Origin of the sequence: Brevibacillus sp. AG (assembly GCF_028369215.1) — a bacterium.
GTDB lineage: Bacteria > Bacillota > Bacilli > Brevibacillales > Brevibacillaceae > Brevibacillus > Brevibacillus porteri.
Genome location: NZ_JAQMYO010000009.1, coordinates 13,226 through 31,170, shown reverse-complemented (window position 1 = coordinate 31,170; position 17,945 = coordinate 13,226). Strand labels below are relative to the sequence as shown.

The window sequence follows — 17,945 nt, the reverse complement described above, 5'->3', positions numbered from 1 at the left end:
GGCGACACTCCCTTATCACTATCTTCAATTAATAATTGAAAAACCAATGATTCCCAAGTTGAAAGATATCTTTTGCTTTCGAAGATTTAGGTTTATTAGGCAAGAAGTATAGCCGGTTACCAATCGGATTATGCTGTTTAGCCATATCCGAAGCGATAGAAAGTGATTCCTCCCACGCTTGCGAATTTAAATCCGGTTCCCGTGCCCTTTTCGTTGTCATACCTTCAAATTGACTTTCAGCTAACAATACCGCTTCATAAGTTTCACCAAATCGGCCATCAGCTTTTCTATTTTTAGCTACATGTGCAACTCCTTGTTTGCCTACGTACTCTTCCCCTTCGGCCTCACTATAAATCATTCTTGCAAGCAAATCTACGCTATCTCTACCTTTAAATTCCGAAAGATCCCACTTATCCTTCCCTTTATTCGCTATTGGTTCTCCGTACGTTGCCATAATTATGATTCTCCTTTTTGAGTTTCATTGATAAGCAACAGTTTTTGACCGGTCAATGTCGCCTTCACTTATCTAGGAAAAAAACAGGGGTACAACGGAACAGCTTATACGAAAAAAATGCGAAAATTTTTCATCCCCTGATTTTCTCAATAAACTGCGCTGTAATCTCCTGAATCCCCTCCTCTTTCGGGAGCATAAGAAAACCAGCTAGGGAGTCAATTTCAGATCGCATCTCTTCCAAAACTCTTAGTAATGCCTCATTATCACCCTCTTTTGCTTGCTCCAACGTTAAACTGAATGCGTTATTACATAATTGTGTAGTTTCTTTAGGCCCCGATTTTTGCATTGATTCACGCCTCTTTCCCCCATTTGTAAACTTTCCCCGACTTCTTTTGCTGTGAAGCCTTCCAGTACAACCTTTCGAATTACGTATCTTTCCTTTTTACTAGAAAGTTGCTGTAACAGTTCCTCAACATAAAGACTATTGTCCTTATCAATCGTTCCTTGTTGCTTGCCAAAGTCGTCTAAGATCGGGCACTCATTACTTAACCGTTTTCTCTCTCGATAGTTCAGGTTCCAAGCAATACGTCGCAGTATTTTTCTGCATTCCTCTCTCGTCAAACGCTCACCTACTTTCCTGTTATGAAAGTTATAAGAACAAGATCGTACGTTCGGTTCTTAGAACAAAAAATAAACGTACCAGCTTTACACTGGCACGTCTCTAATCAGCGCTTTCCATGCATGAGCACTAATAATAATTTTTACAGTTCGTCGTTCATAGTTTTATCCCCCTTCTGTGGTTTTTGTTCAACCAGCCTTCGTACCTCTGTGAAATTCCTGCTGTCCAAACGGTTTCATTTCTATTTTTTTTATCTTACCAAATCATTTAATTCCATCACTGAAAACGCCTGATATGTAAATTTATGTAAACTTTGTAATATTACACACTACCTTTCAGGTGGTGGGACAAAAAAAGAAATGCTAAACTGGAAAAAACTTGTTCTTTGAAATATCTCGACATTTTCATAAATGAGGTGACTACAAAAATGAAGCTCTTACTTCTCGGTGCCACTGGTCGCGTAGGAAGCCATATCCTCGACTATGCATTAAAAGATAGGCATGAAATAACCGTGCTCGTTCGCTCAGCAGACAAGCTCGCTCACCTGGCTGCTGAAAACCTGCGTGTCCTGACGGGAAATGTCCTCGATCAAAAGGATGTTGCATCAGCCATGCGTGGAGTTGATGCGGTCATTAGCGCACTCGGGACAGACAAGGCAACGACGTTATCCGAGGGAACTCCTTATATAATTGAAGCAATGAAGCGAGAAGACGTTTCACGCATTATTACGGTGGGCACCGCCGGCATCTTGCAAAGCAGAGTTTCTCCTGACCTGCTCCGCTATCAATCCAGTGAGTCCAGACAAAAATTGACGCGTGCTGCCGAGGAACATCACAAGGCATACTCGCTCTTGGAACAGTCCGAGCTCGATTGGACCATTGTATGTCCGACATATTTGCCTGATGGAGAGTATACTGGCAGTTACCGGGCCGAGGCTCACCAGCTGCCTGTAGATGGGATGCAAATCTCCGTGCCGGATACGGCGGAGTTTACGTATCAGCAGCTTTCTACTTCTGAATACATACGAGCGCGAGTCGGCATTGCCTATTGATACATACAGGAAAAAAACAGGCTCCTATCCGTAATGGAAGGGAGCCTGTTTTGCTTCTGCCGTTTCTTTACTTCTCGTTTACCAGCTTTTCCAACTCATTCAATGTCTCTTCAAAGATTTCCATTGCTTGCTCGATCGGCTGGGACGTGGACATGTCCACACCCGCTGCTTTCAGTACCTCGATAGGCGGAGCAGAGTTACCCGCTTCGAGGAAGTTTTTGCGAACTCGATCCACTGCTGGCTGACCTTCATCCATGATTTGCTTCGCTAATGCTTGTGCAGCGGCAAAGCTCGTCGAGTATTGATAGACGTAGTATTTATAGTTATAGAAATGGCTCACACGTGCCCATTCCATACCGATTTCCTCATCGGAAACCATGTCTTTTCCGTAGTACTTTTTGTTGATGTCGAGGTAGATCTTCTTGATCGCTTCCGCATTCAGAGATTCCCCAGCTTGCTCCTTCTCGTGAATCGCTCTCTCGAACTCCGCGAACTGCGTCTGACGGAACAGCGTAGAACGGAAGTTTTCCAGATAGTGATTCAAGAGATACATCTTCTCTTCTTTCGTCTTCGCCTTCGCGTACATGCTCTTGAACAGCAGGGTTTCATTCATGGTAGAAGCCACTTCTGCCGTAAAGATTGGATAGTTGGACGAAATGTACGGCTGGTTTTTGTTCGTGTAATACGATTGCATGGCATGTCCCATCTCATGGGCGATGGTATACACATCATCGAGCGTACCTTGGTGATTCAACAGTACGAATGGATGTGTGTCATATGCCCCCCATTGGTAAGCACCGGTGCGCTTGTCATCCGTGGAATAGACATCTACCCAGCCGCCATCCAGGCCGTCAGACATTGCCTTCACATAGTCATCACCCATTACCTGTAACCCATTAACGACAATTTTCTTTCCTTCGTCGAAGGAAATATATTTGTCATCAGATGGAACGATCGGCACGTAAATGTCGTACATGTGCAATTCCTTCACGCCAAGCATTTTCTTTTTCAAAGAAATGTAGCGATGCAGCAATGGTAAATTGTCATTCACCGTGTCAATCAGCTCATCATACACCTTCGTCGGTACGTTGTTCGGTGTCAGGCTTGCTTCCAGCGCAGAATCGTAATTGCGTACAGCTGCGTAAAAATTATCCCCCTTTACTTTGGCAGCCAACGTCGATGCAAACGAGTCTTGGAAATTGATCAGTGCACCATAGTACGCCTTAAACGCTTCTCTGCGCACATTTTGATCCTTGCTTTCCAGATAGGAAATGAAATTGGCACGCGTCAACTGAACTTCCTTGCCTGTCTCATCCTTGATTTTAGGGAACCTCACGTCTTTGGACAGCATGCTGTAAATGTTTGTCGGTGCACCGCCCAACGGAGACGATTTTGCCAAGAGCTGCTCCATATCCGCAGAGAGTGAGTACGGCTTCGTTCTCAGCATGTCTTCGATAAACAGCTTGTAAGGCTCAAGCTCCTTTTCGGACAGCAAGCTCTTTATTTTGTCATCGGGAATCGCAACGATTTCAGGCTGTACCCACGAGGTTTTTTCTGTGACAAGCGTGGACATTTTCTCACCACGGTCTCCCAGCTTTTGCAGATCAGGATTCGCGGAGTTTACATCGAGAGACATGTTTGCGTACACGTATGCTTTGTCATTTAAACGCATCAATTCAACATAGTCATCGAATGCCGCCTGCATCGCAGCAGATGATGTACCCAGCTTGCCTTGGTGCTTTGTGAAAGCGTTTGCCAAAGATTCAACCTTAGCAACATCCTTTTCCCATTCCTTAACAGTCGGATAAATATGATCCAGCTTCCACTTGTACGCATCTGGGATCTCAGCGCGAGTTTGATAAGAAGGCTTCTCAGCAGCAAGAGCTACCGCCTGCGTGCTGTAAGGAATGAATGGTACGGATACTGTCGACAATGCAATGGCCAAAGCCGTAACTGATGCAAATACTTGCTTCTTCAAATCTCAATCGCCCCTTTTCTTCTATCTATTTTTGCCAAATTTATAAGTGTGTAATTATATTTTCACCTGCCAAATTCCTTCTTACTAATAAAAATTTTTCAAATATTCAATAACAACCGTCAATTTATCCAGAGAAAATCCCCTTTTGTGGATAAGTCTGTGGATAAGTATTTACTAACAACTTTTTATCCCCCACAACGATTGCAGACACTCCTTTTTCCTGCAAAAAGTTGTCCACATTTTCTGTGGATATGCTGTGAATAACTTATTTTCTTTGGAACTAGGGCATCCGCCTATACCTCATATTGGGTTCCTACATAGCATGAGTATTGAAACTACGGTAGGAGGTGTTAGCAAGTGGGTATCTTTAACGGCTTCGACGATTTCGCGCTGATCTTGGTTCTGTTCATCCTTCTCGTTATCGTAGGTTGCGACTGCGACTAACCTACTCCGCTGCCATCCAGCCTATCTGAAGGTAAGCTTGCATCCTCAGCAGCCTTACCTTCTCCATTGCACATAGATCATAACCAGGCGATGCAGCCCAGGGATAATGATCAGTCATAACCTAAGTACCACCACCGGGAGATACATGTAATCGTACAAAAGGAAAAAGGATGCGCCTCTATTGGCTGCATCCTTTTTTTTTACCCACATGCTTGAATTATTTAGATCCTGTTTGAAAAGTTATCCACTGCACTTGATTTACATTACCTGCTGTGTCCTTTACCAAACCCATAATGAGACTTACCTGATATCTCGTATGTGGCTGCCATTTTCCTTTTGGCTTCACAGACAACATCCGCTTGCTTTTGTTCCACGTAATGGTATGCGGAACGATAGCCCCTTTTTCATCTGTCACGCGAACTAATGGCCCGGCCGTTTTGCTGGAGAGGACTCCACCACCAACCAAAGCAATCTCTTCTGCAAACTGGAGTGTCACTTTATTCTGGAGCCCTACATTTTTAGCCCCGTGACCAGGCAATATGACTGCTTGTGGAGCGATATTATCCACAGGTTTTTTCGTTTGAAACGTGCTGGTCAGCTCTGGATTCAAATTACCGCGCTGATCCTTCACTTTTTTGGCCAGCAAGCTTATTCGATAAGACGCCCCTGCTTCCAGATTTCCTATCGGATCAATCGTCATGCTTCGATCTGTTTTGTTCCATTTTGCCGTAAAACGAACCTTCTTTTTTTTCGCATCCGTGAGCGAAATGATCGAGAGACCAGATTTGTCAGTGAGCTCTTGACCATTTTTCAGCGATACTGTTCCCGAAAATGTCAGTGTAATGATTTCATCCGGGTCTATTTCTGCCGATTTGTCAGCCAGGGATATTCTCACTCCCCATTCGTTTGCTGACTTTGCCCACACTCCCTGTGATGGAAGTAGGAAAATCGCAAGCACTACTACCCACTGCAACCACCGAACACTCATCTTTCCCATCGAACCCCTCCCGTCTATAACGACAAAGCCGCTCCCTGAAGCATATAAACGCATCGCTTCATCGTTTACAGGCATTGTAGAAAAAGACAGATGGGTTGATCAAAGAAATATGGTCTATGCTTGCGGTTCTTCCTCTGCGCGAATCAGTATCTTTTTCAGCTTGCGTTCAAATTCTAGTCGTCCAATCATCACACTATGATCGCAACCCGTACATTTGATTCGCACATCCATGCCCATGCGTATGACCTTCCACGCATTCGTGCCACATGGATGTGGCTTTTTCATCTGTACGACATCCCCCAGTCCAAATTGCTTGCGTTCCATTTCTCTTTCTCCTCTCTACACTGTTCCCTTTCCAGACACCGCGACAATTTTGGGATACGGAATTTGAATGCCTCGGTTTGTTAATTCCGTTCTGATCTTCGCACGCAAATTTCGATTGACCCCGTGATGCGTGTTTGGCTTGCACTCAGCCGTAACCCGGATGATGACTTCGGAAGGTCCCAGTGCATGTACTCCCAAAATTTGCGGCTCAGCTACGATATCCGTCAATTCCGTTTGAGCCGATGCCAACACTTCTTTGAGCACAGACTCAACTTGGTTCAGATCTTCTTCATACGCTACAGATACGTCGACAACCGCTAACGTATTTTGCAAAGAAAAGTTGGTCACTTGATTAATCGTGCCGTTTGGAAAGATGTGTACCTCACCCGTCCAGCTTCGCACCTTTGTAATGCGCAGACCAATCTCCTGCACCGTGCCCGTCAAATTGTTGATCGTTACGACGTCTCCGACAGCAAATTGGTCCTCAAAAATAATGAAGAATCCCGTAATGATATCACGAACGAGACTCTGCGCCCCAAAACCAACTGCCAGCCCAAGTACCCCTGCGCTTACCAAAACAGGACGCAAATCAATGCCCAACAGCTGCAAAATCATGAGAATCGCCAAAAAGTAAATGCCATACTGCACGACATTGTTGACAAGAACCCGCATCGTGTCTACTCGACGTTGATCCATTTGAATCTTGCTTCCATGCCGGTGCTGGAACACTTTATTTACGCCTGATTGCACAACCGACACGACGATTCGCGATAACAGGATAATCGCTGCGATTTTCAGTACAGCCATCCCTATATTTACCCACATATCTGCATCGGTCACATACGAATATACTTGGGCATAAATTCTCTCAAAAAAACCAGCCTGATTCATTCCTCCCGCTCCTTCTGCTCCCCGTTTTCGTCGACCTCGCTATACTGGCCAAAAAACTGACGGAAGTATCCTCGTATTACCACTTGTTGTTCCATCATGATCGCTTTCGCTCGTGAGTAATCCGACAGTGGGAACTCAATGGAAAGGGCACAGCCTGCCGTTATTTCTTTCGGCGTTGGTCTTGTATCGATCTCAATATCTTCGTACTCCAGCAGCATTTCTGCCCGCAAGGCTTGCTGCGTGGAATCAAACGCGATCAGCACTGTCTCTCCTCCCATTTCACTCCCCCTCATCTATTTCACACAAACTGCTATAGGCTCCTCTTATTTTACCTGTTCGTTTTCATGCATGCCAGCCTCACTGAGTTTTCAAAACCTACGTAACTTTCCCATTAGCAGGTATAAAAATGTCATATCGGTACGATACTGTGAATACTTTTATATAACCTTTTACAGGTTGGTTTAAGCCAAGTCGGCAAGAGTGGGGGTTTCCATGAGCACATCCGATAATCGCAAGGATTATTCTTTGCCACCTTTTAAAGTGGAATACCGCAGTGAAAACGCAGACGAGCATCTCGCCGGTCACCTTGCACAGCGCTTTCGCTTAAATCGGTTCGATGACGACCTTGTCATTGTATGTATTGGGACAGACCGTTCTACTGGTGATGCTCTAGGCCCATTAGTAGGAACCAAGCTCATCGCACAGTCAACTCGTTTTTTGCAAGTGTACGGAACGCTTGAGGACCCTGTACACGCCATGAATCTTAAGGAAAAATTAGAGCTCATCCAAGCGAATCATCCGACAGCTACACTCATTGCAGTCGATGCCTGTTTAGGTCAATTTAGCCACGTCGGAAACATCAATGTGATTAATGGTCCACTAAAACCAGGGGCTGGTGTTAAAAAAGAGCTGCCTCCTGTTGGTTCCTTTCACATTACCGGGATTGTCAACGTAGGAGGATTCATGGAGTATTTTGTCCTTCAAAATACCCGCCTCTCCATCGTCATGAACATGGCAGATATCATAGCTTCCGGACTGGCAAAAGCCGTAACACTGGCTTCTACGCCGAGTCGATTCGATAGTGTCTTATATGATTGACCGTTTCTTTTTGCAAAAGGTTCCATCCCTCTTTAGAAAACTTGCTTTACGATCTGTTCTCTCCCTCAACGGATGACAGGTCTATTTTTTTTTACACAAAAATCGTCAGACGCTTTTCAATCACTTGAGCACTGATCGTCGTTGGCGCTACGCTTTCTCCATCTGCATGGACGGGCAGTTGTCCTGCTGCTTGTATCGTTACCTGCTTGCCCCTATAAAAACGGACACCCGGATGATGACGGTGAGCTCCTGTGAATATTTTCGGGAAAGCTGCTAACAATCCGAATCGACTCATACCACTTACTACGCAAATATCCGCAATCCCATCGTCCGGTATAGCATCGGGGCAAATCAGCATTCCGCCTCCGTAATTCGGAATATTGGCAGCGACAACTAGCCAGACAGCCTTTAAACGAACCTCAAGACCATCAACGTTCAGTACGATGTCACGTGGCTGATACGTAAATACGACGCGAATCACCGATATAATGTAGGCGAGTGCTCCTAGCTTGTACTGATTCAGCCAAGCTTTGTACACAGCTTGATCCGTTATCTTTGCTACCTGTGCATCGAATCCGGCCCCGATTGAATTCGCAGCCACTTCTCCATTCAATAAAATCAGATCGATTCGCTTTTCCCCTTTTTCCGACAGAATTCTCTCTAATGCCTGTAACGGTTTCATCGGAATTCCATGTCCGCGAGCGAAATCATTCCCGGAACCAGCTGGTACCAATCCAAATCGGCAATCTTGATTCGACTCGTATATTCCGTTTATCACGCCGCGGACCGTTCCATCGCCTCCGACAGCAATGATTTTATTTACTCCCTCTTTTTGAATCAGCTCTTTTGATAATTTTTCTGCTTCCCCCTCTCCTGATGTCATCCTGACATGAAAAGGCGCTCCTAGACGTCGTAGCGTTGGCTCAATTTTCCTCCATACTTTCAACCCTGTGCCATTGCCCGATACAGGATTGACGATTACACCCAACATAGTAATTCTCTCCCCAACATGCCGTCATACTGTACTGTTTCGTCCCACTTATCCATACTTGCTCGCAAATCAAGTTTTTGTATCATATTATCGCATGCTATTTTTATCGATGATAGTTGATTTTTCATTAAAAAAGACTCCTCCCGAAGGAAGAGCCTCTGTGCCATCTATGAAAACAGCTTTGAAATCCAATCTATAAAGGGAACTCCGACTGCTGCGATCACTAATGCTGGCATCATGTTGGCTACCCTTATCTGTTTGATCTCTAAGACGTTTAATCCAATGGCAATGATCATCAAGCCACCTACCGCCGTTACTTCTACCAGGATCGCATCCAGCATCGTTTCGCTTACCACACTGTAAATGCGTGTAGATAATAACGCAATCATGCCTTGATATAAAAACACGGGCACAGCCGAAAAGATAACACCGATTCCTAGCGTTGATGTGAAAATGATCGCAGAGAATCCGTCTAGCAATGCTTTCATAAACAATACATCATGGTTGTTACGCAAACCACTGTCCAATGCACCCAGTACAGCCATGGCTCCAATACAGTACACCAGCGTCGTCGTGATAAAACCAGTGGCGATACTGCCTTGGCTTCCCCCAACTTTCCTCTCCAGCCAATGCCCCAGATTGTTTAAGCCTTTTTCTATCCCAATCCATTCACCTAGTACTGTTCCTAGCACAATACTGATAATCACGAGTAAAAAATTATCCGAACCCAGGCACATTTTAATGCCCAATATGAATACGGCCAGAGCAATTCCTTGCATGACGGTTTGTCGCATCGACTCCGGAATTCGCTTCAACATTCTGCCTAACAATGCTCCTAAGATGATTGCTCCGGCGTTGACCAATGTTCCAAGCAAGATCACTTGCGCTGTCCCCCTACAGATGCCTTACCCTTACACAAACGCTGCTGCTATTTCTCGAACAGCGTTATGAAGCGCTTCTACATCTTTCTCTGAGTTGAAAATTCCAAAGCTGGCGCGAACCGCTCCACGTTGTTCGGTACCGGCAGTCTGGTGACCCAGTGGCGTGCAATGAAAACCCGATCTGGTCGCAATCCCGTATTGTTGATCCAGGATAAACGATACCTCTGCTGCATCCACCTCTCCGATATTAAAAGCAACCACACCTACACGTTCCGTCTCAATCCCCGGTCCGTAGACATGTACACCCTCGATCTGCTGCAATCCAAGGATCGTTTGTTTCACTAACTCCCATTCGTGCTGACGAATGTTGTCCACACCTTTTTCCATGACAAAATCAACGCCTGCTTGCAGCCCTGCCAAACCAACCGTATTGAGTGTCCCGCTTTCGTATCGATCTGGACGAGTTGTTGGTTGATCGATCGCTTCAGACTGACTACCTGTCCCCCCATGAATCAAGGGCTCGAGATCAATATCATTGCTCACGTACAAACCACCTGTACCTTGTGGACCATACAGTCCCTTGTGCCCAGGAAAAGCAAGCATGTCAATATTCATTGCCTCTACATCGATAGGCAAAACACCAGCAGATTGAGAAGCATCCACCAAAAACGTAATTCCGTGCTCTTTTGCCAGTTTCCCCAGTTCGGCTACAGGCAGGATGACACCTGTCAAATTGGAGGCATGACTCACAACGATTAACCGCGTCGCGGGCGTAATTGCCTTGGCAAAATCCTCTACATAGAATTGATGGTCTTCTCTCGGCTCGACAAAAGTAGCTTCTACCTGGTTGTTTTTGCGCATGTACTCGATGGGACGTCTTACCGAATTATGCTCAACAGACGAAGAAATAACATGATCGCCTGCTTGTAAGAATCCTTTTATCGCCTGATTAAGTGCTTGAGTAGCATTGAGATAAAAAAAGAGGTTATTCGGGTTTTGAATCCCAAACAACCGCGACACTTGCACCCGTGTCCGAAACACAGCTTTACTCGCTTTCATCGCCAGTGCATGTCCACCTCGGCCAGGATTTGCAGCAAAATCTTCGATGACTTCCGCCATCATTTCTTTGACTGCTGGTGGCTTCGGCCATGTAGAAGCTGCGTTATCCAAATAGATGATCGCCATGACTACCTCCTGGACTTACTTCTCTATATTCAACATATCGATGATTCGCTCCAAGTCTTCCTGTGAATAGAAGTCAATTTCGATCTTGCCGCGCTTCGATCCTTTTTTAATCTTGACCGATGTTCCAAAACGACTGCGTAGCCGTTCCTCCATCTCGATCAATACTGGCTCGTTTTTCGCTGGCTTTTTCTTTTTTGTTTCACGTGAAACATTGAGCTGCTTCACAAGCTCCTCCAGCTGACGAACACTCAATCCTTTTTCCACCACGTCATTTGCGAGCTGTTGTTGTAATTTCTTATCCGTTACCCCAAGCAAAGCACGCGAATGTCCCATGGATAGTTCGGATGCCGAGACCATTTTCCGGATCTTCTCTGGCAGTTGCAGCAAACGCAGCATGTTGGCTACATGTGGTCGACTCTTCCCTATCTTTTGTGCAAGCTGTTCTTGCGTATAATCATGGTGAGAAATTAGCTTGTCATAAGCCTCTGCCTCTTCGAGTGGATTCAGATTTTCCCGTTGCAAGTTCTCAATCAGGGCAATCTCCATTAATTGCTGATCTGTGTACGCCTTTACTACTACCGGAACCTCTTTTAACCCCGCTACTTTTGCAGCACGCAATCGTCTTTCTCCAGCTACCAGCTCGTAACCTTTGATGCTTTTCCGAACTATCAGCGGCTGGATGATCCCATGCTCTTTGATCGATTGTGCTAGTTCCTCGATAGCCGATTGCTCGAATTCTTTCCGGGGCTGATAAGGGTTAGGACGAATCTCATTGATGGAAACTTCTTTTACCTGTTCCCCTTCTTCGATGAGATTGGAAGTAATAAGCGCATTCAGCCCTTTTCCCAATCCTCTACTCATACCCCTACCACTTCCTTCGCCAAATCAGTATAGACTTCCGCTCCTCTTGAGCGTGGATCGTACGTAATGATGGCTTGTCCGTGTGACGGCGCTTCACTCAAGCGAACATTTCGAGGAATAATTGTCTTGTATACTTTGTCCTGAAAATACTTTTTCACTTCTTCAATCACTTGCAAACCGAGATTCGTACGTGCATCGAGCATTGTCAGCACGACACCTTCGATAGCAAGCTGTGAATTCAAGTGTTTTTGGACCAAACGAATGGTGTTCAACAGTTGGCTTAATCCCTCTAGCGCATAGTATTCACACTGGATTGGAATTAAGACGGAATCAGATGCTGTCAAAGAATTAACGGTCAAAATCCCTAAGGATGGCGGGCAATCGATGATGACGTAATCGTACTTGTCCTTGACAACTTCCAGTGCCTTTTTCAGACGAACCTCACGAGAAATCGTAGGAACCAGCTCGATTTCCGCACCTGCCAATTGAATGGTGGCAGGAATGATCATTAATCCTTCAATTTCAGTTGGCAAAGTCGCATCGACGGGGTTGATATCATTGATCAGGACATCATAAATGCAGTACTTAACATCTGCCTTATTTACCCCGATCCCACTGGTTGCATTTCCTTGCGGATCAATATCAACCAGCAGCACCTTTTTCCCCAATGCGGCCAAACAAGCACTTAGATTGACGGACGTAGTCGTTTTCCCGACGCCGCCTTTCTGGTTCGCAACCGCAATGATTTTTCCCAACTTCTCCACCTCTTTTTTGTCGTGTAGGAAAGCTTGTGGTTTGACCAGTACACTCTCCAGTACGTCTTTCAAAGTCATCTTCTGTATCCTCATCTAGTTAGTCATTCGAGTCTATTTACGATTTGCTCGTATTCTTGTAAAACGATAGTCTTTTATACATTTTCCTTCGTTCGTTGCCATTCAGTAACCTTACATGGCCTGTACATGATAAGACGAAAAAAGTCTCTGCAAAGTTATCCTCATTTATTATTGAGTAAACCTGCTAGTATGCACAGGTTGGTACTCTCCATGTTATCAGATTTACAGCTTGGTCGTACGCTGTTTTTTTTAGATAATGAGACAAAAAAGCCTGATTTTTGTCCCAAAAATGCAAATTTCCCTAGCTTTTTTTATACGAAATGCTTTTTTCTGGAAATTAAACATTACCGAACGTCTCTTTTTCCTCTAAATAATCAGCATTTGCCCAAAAAGAAAGGCGACCTTGTCGCCTTTTTTGTTACCATCTCATTTATTTCCCTGTTTCCTTGTTTTTCGGAATACGAATGGTGAATTGATAGAATTCATCATGATCTTCTTCCGCCGTCTCTACAGGTAGGCCCGTCTGGATCACCATATCGATCGATTGTCGAACAGTATTAATCGCAATCCGCGTATCTCTTGAAAATGCTTTCCAGCGAGGCTTCGCATCTTTTTCCGATTTTGGGTTCTCAGCCAATTCTAGAAGCTGCTTCACGCGCACTTCCGTCTGTTTCACATTCCATTCCCGCTCCAAAATCTCCAACAAGACCTTATTTTGTAATTCTGGATCTTTTAACGGAATCAGAGCCCTTGCATGACGCTCTGTTACTTTTCTGGACAACAATGCATCTTGAATTTCTTGCGGTAAATGGAGCAAGCGCAGTTTGTTTGCGATTGTCGATTGTCCTTTGCCTAAACGTTGAGCAAGACTCTCTTGCGTCAAATTGTGCAAATCAATCAGCTTTTGATATGCGACTGCCTCTTCAATGGCTGTCAAACCTTCTCGTTGCAAATTCTCAATCAAAGCGATAGAGGCTGTTTGCGAGTCATTAAACTCTTTGACAATCGCAGGAATCCTCTCCATGCCCAATTTTCTAGTTGCGCGCAAACGTCGTTCTCCAGCAATCAATTCATAACGACCATCGCGAACCCGCACGACAATCGGTTGAATGAGCCCATGAGTACGTATCGTTTGACACAACTCATCAATTTTCTCGTCATCAAATACAGTACGAGGTTGATATGGATTCGGTACAATCTCCTCAACTGGTATTTGTTTGATTTCTTCGTTATCTGTCTTGTCCGTCAAGCCAAAAATCCGAGAAAATGAATCTTTAACTGCCATAGAAAAATCCCCCACTTCTACCCGTTCCATCCGTGCTATTTTAAAGTCTTTGAAGAGGTGTTCAAAAAGTCATTTTTGATCACGAAGTAATCCTGAAAGATTGCGCAACAACGAAACAAGCGTTCACCTTCGAAATCCTGGTGCTCATGTAGCTCCCCTACATTCCGCCCCTCCATCTTCAGCTTCTCGCCACTTTCTTGGTGCTGAAAAGACAACTTTTTGAATACGTCCTTGAAACTGAAAAAGGTCCTGTCCAATCAACGACAGAATCTCCCTCGAAATATTTTGTATCCCTCGCCCATCCATTGTCCGGATATGACAGATTGAATATGTTCTTTGATTGTTGCTGCTAAGGAAAAATGGCATATTGGCGTCGTAAGTGAGTGCAGTCCTACTCTTTTTACATAGGTCCTCCTCTTACATCGTTAGAGACAGCATGCATTTATTTGAAAAAAGCTTCACAAGCCCTATCGTACACACTGCTTAACAGACTCTTCCTGCCCATCCGGTCGGTTTGTAAAATTGCCTTTGACCTAATATTCTTTCCCTATACGCTTTCTTCAGGTTCATTTATATATATGTAATTCTGCAAGATTCGTCCAATTCCTGCTAACGAAAAACGTTTCACGTGAAACATCAATCGTGATCTTCGTCATAAAAATCGCGATCGTCACGGTGCTTTGGCCTCTCTTCACTTCCAATGCTCTCATCAGTAGGATGTGAAATCTTGGTGACAGAAAACAATCGAGGGAAAAGTCTATGAAAGTCTAACGTCAGGTACGAGAAAATCGCGGCAACGATCGCAGCGACATACATTCCTGCACTGAACATTAGACCAATGGCTGAAGCAACCCACATCCCTGCTGCCGTCGTCAGGCCTTTCACCGTACCATTGAATTTAATAATAGCTCCGGCTCCCAAAAATCCCATTCCCGTCACGACTTGTGCAGCTACCCTCCCTGGATCGTGATTTACACCACTCGAATAAAAGCCATAAATAGAAGCTAGTCCAAAAAGACACGAACCAAAGCAAACGAGACTATACGTTCGAAACCCAGCGCCTCTTTGCCTACTCACATCCTTTATGAATCTCTCTCGCTCCCATCCCATGATGGCACCTGCTAGAAAAGCAAGAAAGAGCCGAAGCAATATGGTCGGGAGTTCTGGCGGAAAAAAGGAGGAAAGTACTGCTGCTTGCATAGTCTAATCACCCTCTCATACGATGTCATTCCTTCGAAGGAGCTAGTACTATGTATATGCCGAGCTGTAGACTCCATGATCCAAGAAACAAACCTGAGAGACTACTTTTGAGGCATACTTTCCCTTTCATCAGGAATGGGCAATTTCACTTAAACTATCCATACGAAAAAAGGCCGCAGCACGTGGCTACGACCCTCTCGTATGACTGACTCCTACACTAACGGCTTTTTCGCAGGAACTCCTGCCTTCCGCGGATAGCTTTTCGGTGTCGCTTCTATTTTTTCCATGATGACGATGTTACGCTCTCCCGCTTCCTCTAGAAGCTGGAATGTCTCGACCTTTCTCGTCTTTCCACCGAGCGTCTTGATTGCCTTTTTCGCTTCAGCAAGCTCTGGAGTAATCTCCGCTCCCTTGAGAGCGACGAAGTGTCCTCCGACTTTGGCAAAAGGAAGGCAGAACTCCGATAACAGATTGAGTCTCGCAACAGCACGTGCCACTACGAGATCAAACTTTTCCCGATAAATCGCTTCTTGCCCTCGATCTTCAGCACGCCCATGTACGGGATTTACGTTCTCCAGGCCCAGTTCCTTAGCCACATGCTGCAAAAAGCTCATTCGCTTATTCAAGGAATCAATGATCGTCATTTTCAGATGTGGGAAGCAAATTTTCAAAGGAATGCTCGGAAAGCCTGCGCCCCCACCGATATCTACAACCGATTGCACCTGGTCAAATGGGAAGTAAAAAGCCGGCGTGATCGAATCATAAAAATGCTTGTTGTACACTTGCCCCTCTTCGGTAATCCCGGTCAGGTTCATCTTCTCATTCCATTCCACCAGCAGGCGGTAAAAATGATCAAACTGCTCCTTCTGACGATCCGTCAAAGAAATCCCCTGGGCTGCAAGTACCTCGGCAAACTGTTCTTTCGTCATAGCTTTTCTCCTTATTCGGCTACTCCCACGCGTTTGTACTCCAGATATACCATCAACACGGAAATGTCTGCTGGAGTAACCCCTGCAATACGAGCCGCCTGCCCGATGTTCAATGGACGAATTTTGGTCATATTGTCGCGGGATTCCTTGGACAAACCAGAGATTTGGTGGTAGTCAATATCCGTTGGGATGCGGCGCTCCTCCATTTTTTTCATCCGCTCAACCTGTTGCAAAGACTTTTTGATGTAGCCATCGTATTTAATCTGGATTTCAACCTGTTCGGTCACATCCTCTGGCAGTGCTTCTGGTGCAGGGACCATTTGAGCAATGTGGCTGTAGTTGATTTCCGGACGACGCAGCAATTGAGCCAGCTCGATGACATCTGTCAGTTCAGGAGAGCCTGCGTTGCGCAAAACCTCTTGGACATGTGCCATTTCAGGGCGTACACGCGTGTTTGCCACACGTTCTTTTTCTTGCTCGATCAGCTCGCGTTTTTGGATAAATCGATTATAGCGCTCTTCGCTAATCAGACCAATTTCACGGCCGATATCCGTCAGGCGTAAGTCTGCATTATCATGACGCAGCAGCAAGCGATATTCTGCACGAGAAGTAAGCAAACGATAAGGCTCATGCGTTCCTTTCGTAACAAGGTCGTCAATCAAGACACCGATGTACGCCTCTTCTCGTCCCAAAATAACTGGTGGTTTCTCTTGAACGCGACGTGCTGCGTTAATTCCTGCCATGAGACCTTGACCCGCTGCTTCTTCATAGCCAGAGGTACCATTGATTTGTCCTGCTGTGAACAAGCCAGGCAAGATTTTGGTTTCCAAAGAAGGCCAGAGCTGCGTCGGCACGACCGAATCATACTCAATCGCATAGCCAGGGCGCATCATTTTGACTTCTTCCATTCCAGCCATGGAGCGCAGCATGGAAAGCTGAACATCCTCCGGCAAGCTGGTCGACAAGCCTTGTACATACATTTCTTCGGTATTGCGTCCTTCTGGCTCCAAGAAAATTTGGTGACGCGGCTTATCGTTAAAACGAACTACTTTATCTTCAATCGAAGGGCAATAACGCGGGCCTGTTCCTTCGATCATCCCCGAGTACATTGGAGCACGATGCAGATTGCTATTGATGAGTCCATGTGTTTCTTCATTCGTATATGTCAGCCAGCAAGGAAGCTGATCCATAATAAACTCCGTTGTTTCATAAGAAAAAGCGCGCGGTACCGGATCACCAGGCTGAATCTCCATTTTAGAGAAATCCACACTGCTGCTATGAACACGTGGTGGCGTCCCCGTCTTGAAACGTGTCATTTCAAAACCGAGTTCCTTCAAATGATGGGCCAGACGAATGGACGGACGCATGTTGTTCGGTCCACTTTCGTATTGGAGATCTCCGAGGATGATCTTTCCGCGCAAATAAGTTCCGGTCGTCAATACAACAGATTTGGCCATGTATCGAGCCCCAGTTTGCGTAATAACCCCTTCACAGACACCGTCGTTCACGATCAGCTCTTCCACCATCGCTTGACGCAGGATCAGATTCGGAGTATTTTCAATCGTTTTCTTCATTTCATGCTGATACGCAAATTTGTCTGCTTGTGCGCGCAAGGCATGCACAGCAGGTCCTTTCCCTGTATTCAGCATACGCATTTGGATATGGGTTTTGTCAGTATTGCGTCCCATCTCTCCACCAAGCGCGTCTAATTCGCGTACGACGTGGCCTTTTGCCGGACCACCTACGGAAGGATTACATGGCATGTACGCCACAGCATCCAGGTTGATCGTCAACAGCAATGTACTGCAACCCATACGTGCAGCCGCCAATGCAGCTTCCGCACCGGCATGACCCGCACCAATGACAATGACGTCAAACGAGCCCGCTTCATATGCAGGTACAACGTTCATTTTTTGTCCTCCTC

The 17,945-nt window shown here is 45.5% G+C and carries 20 protein-coding genes; 3 read left to right on the top strand and 17 right to left on the bottom strand.

The window, feature by feature from the left end:
• Positions 1 to 28 precede the first annotated feature (28 nt).
• From POF51_RS23265 to POF51_RS32210, 3 genes are all read right to left on the bottom strand, one after another.
• Entirely contained in the window at positions 29 to 454 is a 426-nt protein-coding gene (locus tag POF51_RS23265; RefSeq protein ID WP_069850174.1) for a cell wall hydrolase, read from the bottom strand.
• 130 nt (positions 455 to 584) lie between these two features.
• The gene (locus POF51_RS23260) at positions 585 to 800 is read right to left on the bottom strand and encodes a hypothetical protein (RefSeq protein ID WP_069850177.1); all 216 of its coding nucleotides are present in this window, start codon (positions 798 to 800) and stop codon (positions 585 to 587) included.
• A complete protein-coding gene (locus POF51_RS32210; protein WP_139135941.1) occupies positions 743 to 1,075 on the bottom strand; it encodes a sigma factor-like helix-turn-helix DNA-binding protein in 333 nt (110 codons plus the stop codon). The genes POF51_RS23260 and POF51_RS32210 overlap by 58 nt, the downstream gene beginning before the upstream one ends.
• 425 nt (positions 1,076 to 1,500) lie before the next feature.
• Between POF51_RS32210 and POF51_RS23255 the strand changes: the two genes are divergently transcribed.
• Complete coding sequence (locus POF51_RS23255; RefSeq protein WP_069850179.1) at positions 1,501 to 2,124, top strand: NAD(P)-dependent oxidoreductase; 624 nt, start codon at positions 1,501 to 1,503, stop codon at positions 2,122 to 2,124.
• A gap of 67 nt (positions 2,125 to 2,191) precedes the next feature.
• Here POF51_RS23255 and pepF read toward each other — a convergent pair whose 3' ends face one another.
• Entirely contained in the window at positions 2,192 to 4,102 is a 1,911-nt protein-coding gene (gene pepF / locus POF51_RS23250; protein WP_017246823.1) for an oligoendopeptidase F, read from the bottom strand.
• A gap of 357 nt (positions 4,103 to 4,459) precedes the next feature.
• Here pepF and POF51_RS23245 point away from each other — a divergent pair, with 357 nt between their 5' ends.
• Positions 4,460 to 4,546 carry a YjcZ family sporulation protein gene (locus tag POF51_RS23245; RefSeq protein WP_017246824.1) on the top strand — a complete coding sequence of 29 codons (87 nt, stop codon included), beginning with the start codon at positions 4,460 to 4,462 and terminating at the stop codon, positions 4,544 to 4,546.
• A 217-nt stretch (positions 4,547 to 4,763) separates the two neighbouring features.
• Here POF51_RS23245 and POF51_RS23240 read toward each other — a convergent pair whose 3' ends face one another.
• The 4 genes from POF51_RS23240 to POF51_RS23225 all read right to left on the bottom strand — a co-directional run bounded on the left by POF51_RS23240 (position 4,764) and on the right by POF51_RS23225 (position 7,036).
• Positions 4,764 to 5,543, bottom strand: coding sequence for an Ig-like domain-containing protein (locus POF51_RS23240; RefSeq protein ID WP_069850182.1), 780 nt, complete (start codon positions 5,541 to 5,543; stop codon positions 4,764 to 4,766).
• A gap of 114 nt (positions 5,544 to 5,657) precedes the next feature.
• Complete coding sequence (locus tag POF51_RS23235; protein WP_007720174.1) at positions 5,658 to 5,867, bottom strand: DUF951 domain-containing protein; 210 nt, start codon at positions 5,865 to 5,867, stop codon at positions 5,658 to 5,660.
• Positions 5,868 to 5,882: 15 nt separating this feature from the next.
• Positions 5,883 to 6,758: a mechanosensitive ion channel family protein gene (locus POF51_RS23230; RefSeq protein WP_069850184.1), complete on the bottom strand. Its 876-nt coding sequence runs from the start codon at positions 6,756 to 6,758 to the stop codon at positions 5,883 to 5,885.
• The gene (locus POF51_RS23225) at positions 6,755 to 7,036 is read right to left on the bottom strand and encodes a DUF3343 domain-containing protein (protein WP_026042915.1); all 282 of its coding nucleotides are present in this window, start codon (positions 7,034 to 7,036) and stop codon (positions 6,755 to 6,757) included. The genes POF51_RS23230 and POF51_RS23225 overlap by 4 nt, the downstream gene beginning before the upstream one ends.
• Positions 7,037 to 7,250: 214 nt before the next feature.
• Between POF51_RS23225 and yyaC the strand changes: the two genes are divergently transcribed.
• Complete coding sequence (yyaC, locus tag POF51_RS23220) at positions 7,251 to 7,856, top strand: spore protease YyaC (RefSeq protein ID WP_017246828.1); 606 nt, start codon at positions 7,251 to 7,253, stop codon at positions 7,854 to 7,856.
• 91 nt (positions 7,857 to 7,947) lie between these two features.
• Here yyaC and POF51_RS23215 read toward each other — a convergent pair whose 3' ends face one another.
• The 9 genes from POF51_RS23215 to mnmG form a co-directional block, all read right to left on the bottom strand.
• The gene (locus POF51_RS23215; RefSeq protein ID WP_069850186.1) at positions 7,948 to 8,847 is read right to left on the bottom strand and encodes a diacylglycerol/lipid kinase family protein; all 900 of its coding nucleotides are present in this window, start codon (positions 8,845 to 8,847) and stop codon (positions 7,948 to 7,950) included.
• A gap of 167 nt (positions 8,848 to 9,014) precedes the next feature.
• Complete coding sequence (locus POF51_RS23210; protein ID WP_069850187.1) at positions 9,015 to 9,728, bottom strand: DUF554 domain-containing protein; 714 nt, start codon at positions 9,726 to 9,728, stop codon at positions 9,015 to 9,017.
• Between the two features lie 30 nt (positions 9,729 to 9,758).
• Positions 9,759 to 10,913 (bottom strand): aminotransferase class V-fold PLP-dependent enzyme, encoded by a 1,155-nt coding sequence (locus POF51_RS23205; protein ID WP_069850189.1) that lies wholly within the window; start codon positions 10,911 to 10,913, stop codon positions 9,759 to 9,761.
• A 15-nt stretch (positions 10,914 to 10,928) separates the two neighbouring features.
• Positions 10,929 to 11,774, bottom strand: a complete 846-nt coding sequence (locus POF51_RS23200) for a ParB/RepB/Spo0J family partition protein (RefSeq protein WP_017246833.1) — start codon at positions 11,772 to 11,774, stop codon at positions 10,929 to 10,931.
• The gene (locus POF51_RS23195; protein WP_015894094.1) at positions 11,771 to 12,529 is read right to left on the bottom strand and encodes a ParA family protein; all 759 of its coding nucleotides are present in this window, start codon (positions 12,527 to 12,529) and stop codon (positions 11,771 to 11,773) included. Before POF51_RS23195 ends, POF51_RS23200 begins: the two co-directional genes overlap by 4 nt.
• A 508-nt stretch (positions 12,530 to 13,037) precedes the next feature.
• Entirely contained in the window at positions 13,038 to 13,892 is an 855-nt protein-coding gene (gene noc, locus POF51_RS23190) for a nucleoid occlusion protein (RefSeq protein ID WP_106835589.1), read from the bottom strand.
• 636 nt (positions 13,893 to 14,528) lie between these two features.
• Positions 14,529 to 15,092: an MgtC/SapB family protein gene (locus POF51_RS23185; RefSeq protein ID WP_271756182.1), complete on the bottom strand. Its 564-nt coding sequence runs from the start codon at positions 15,090 to 15,092 to the stop codon at positions 14,529 to 14,531.
• Positions 15,093 to 15,304: 212 nt separating this feature from the next.
• The gene (gene rsmG, locus POF51_RS23180; protein ID WP_017246837.1) at positions 15,305 to 16,021 is read right to left on the bottom strand and encodes a 16S rRNA (guanine(527)-N(7))-methyltransferase RsmG; all 717 of its coding nucleotides are present in this window, start codon (positions 16,019 to 16,021) and stop codon (positions 15,305 to 15,307) included.
• Positions 16,022 to 16,032: 11 nt separating this feature from the next.
• On the bottom strand, positions 16,033 to 17,931 hold the full coding sequence (gene mnmG, locus POF51_RS23175) for a tRNA uridine-5-carboxymethylaminomethyl(34) synthesis enzyme MnmG (RefSeq protein WP_017246838.1): 1,899 nt from the start codon (positions 17,929 to 17,931) through the stop codon (positions 16,033 to 16,035).
• Positions 17,932 to 17,945: the final 14 nt, after the last annotated feature.

Excerpts from the sequence above, each read along its gene's own strand:
- POF51_RS23265 (WP_069850174.1), bottom strand. The coding sequence starts at position 454 with ATGGCAACGTACGGAGAACCAATAGCGAATAAAGGGAAGGATAAGTGG.
- POF51_RS23260 (WP_069850177.1), bottom strand. The coding sequence starts at position 800 with ATGCAAAAATCGGGGCCTAAAGAAACTACACAATTATGTAATAACGCA.
- POF51_RS23255 (WP_069850179.1), top strand. The coding sequence starts at position 1,501 with ATGAAGCTCTTACTTCTCGGTGCCACTGGTCGCGTAGGAAGCCATATC.
- POF51_RS23240 (WP_069850182.1), bottom strand. The coding sequence starts at position 5,543 with ATGGGAAAGATGAGTGTTCGGTGGTTGCAGTGGGTAGTAGTGCTTGCG.
- POF51_RS23235 (WP_007720174.1), bottom strand. The coding sequence starts at position 5,867 with ATGGAACGCAAGCAATTTGGACTGGGGGATGTCGTACAGATGAAAAAG.
- POF51_RS23230 (WP_069850184.1), bottom strand. The coding sequence starts at position 6,758 with ATGAATCAGGCTGGTTTTTTTGAGAGAATTTATGCCCAAGTATATTCG.
- POF51_RS23225 (WP_026042915.1), bottom strand. The coding sequence starts at position 7,036 with ATGGGAGGAGAGACAGTGCTGATCGCGTTTGATTCCACGCAGCAAGCC.
- yyaC (WP_017246828.1), top strand. The coding sequence starts at position 7,251 with ATGAGCACATCCGATAATCGCAAGGATTATTCTTTGCCACCTTTTAAA.
- POF51_RS23215 (WP_069850186.1), bottom strand. The coding sequence starts at position 8,847 with ATGTTGGGTGTAATCGTCAATCCTGTATCGGGCAATGGCACAGGGTTG.
- POF51_RS23205 (WP_069850189.1), bottom strand. The coding sequence starts at position 10,913 with ATGGCGATCATCTATTTGGATAACGCAGCTTCTACATGGCCGAAGCCA.
- POF51_RS23200 (WP_017246833.1), bottom strand. The coding sequence starts at position 11,774 with ATGAGTAGAGGATTGGGAAAAGGGCTGAATGCGCTTATTACTTCCAAT.
- noc (WP_106835589.1), bottom strand. The coding sequence starts at position 13,892 with ATGGCAGTTAAAGATTCATTTTCTCGGATTTTTGGCTTGACGGACAAG.
- POF51_RS23185 (WP_271756182.1), bottom strand. The coding sequence starts at position 15,092 with ATGCAAGCAGCAGTACTTTCCTCCTTTTTTCCGCCAGAACTCCCGACC.
- rsmG (WP_017246837.1), bottom strand. The coding sequence starts at position 16,021 with ATGACGAAAGAACAGTTTGCCGAGGTACTTGCAGCCCAGGGGATTTCT.
- mnmG (WP_017246838.1), bottom strand. The coding sequence starts at position 17,931 with ATGAACGTTGTACCTGCATATGAAGCGGGCTCGTTTGACGTCATTGTC.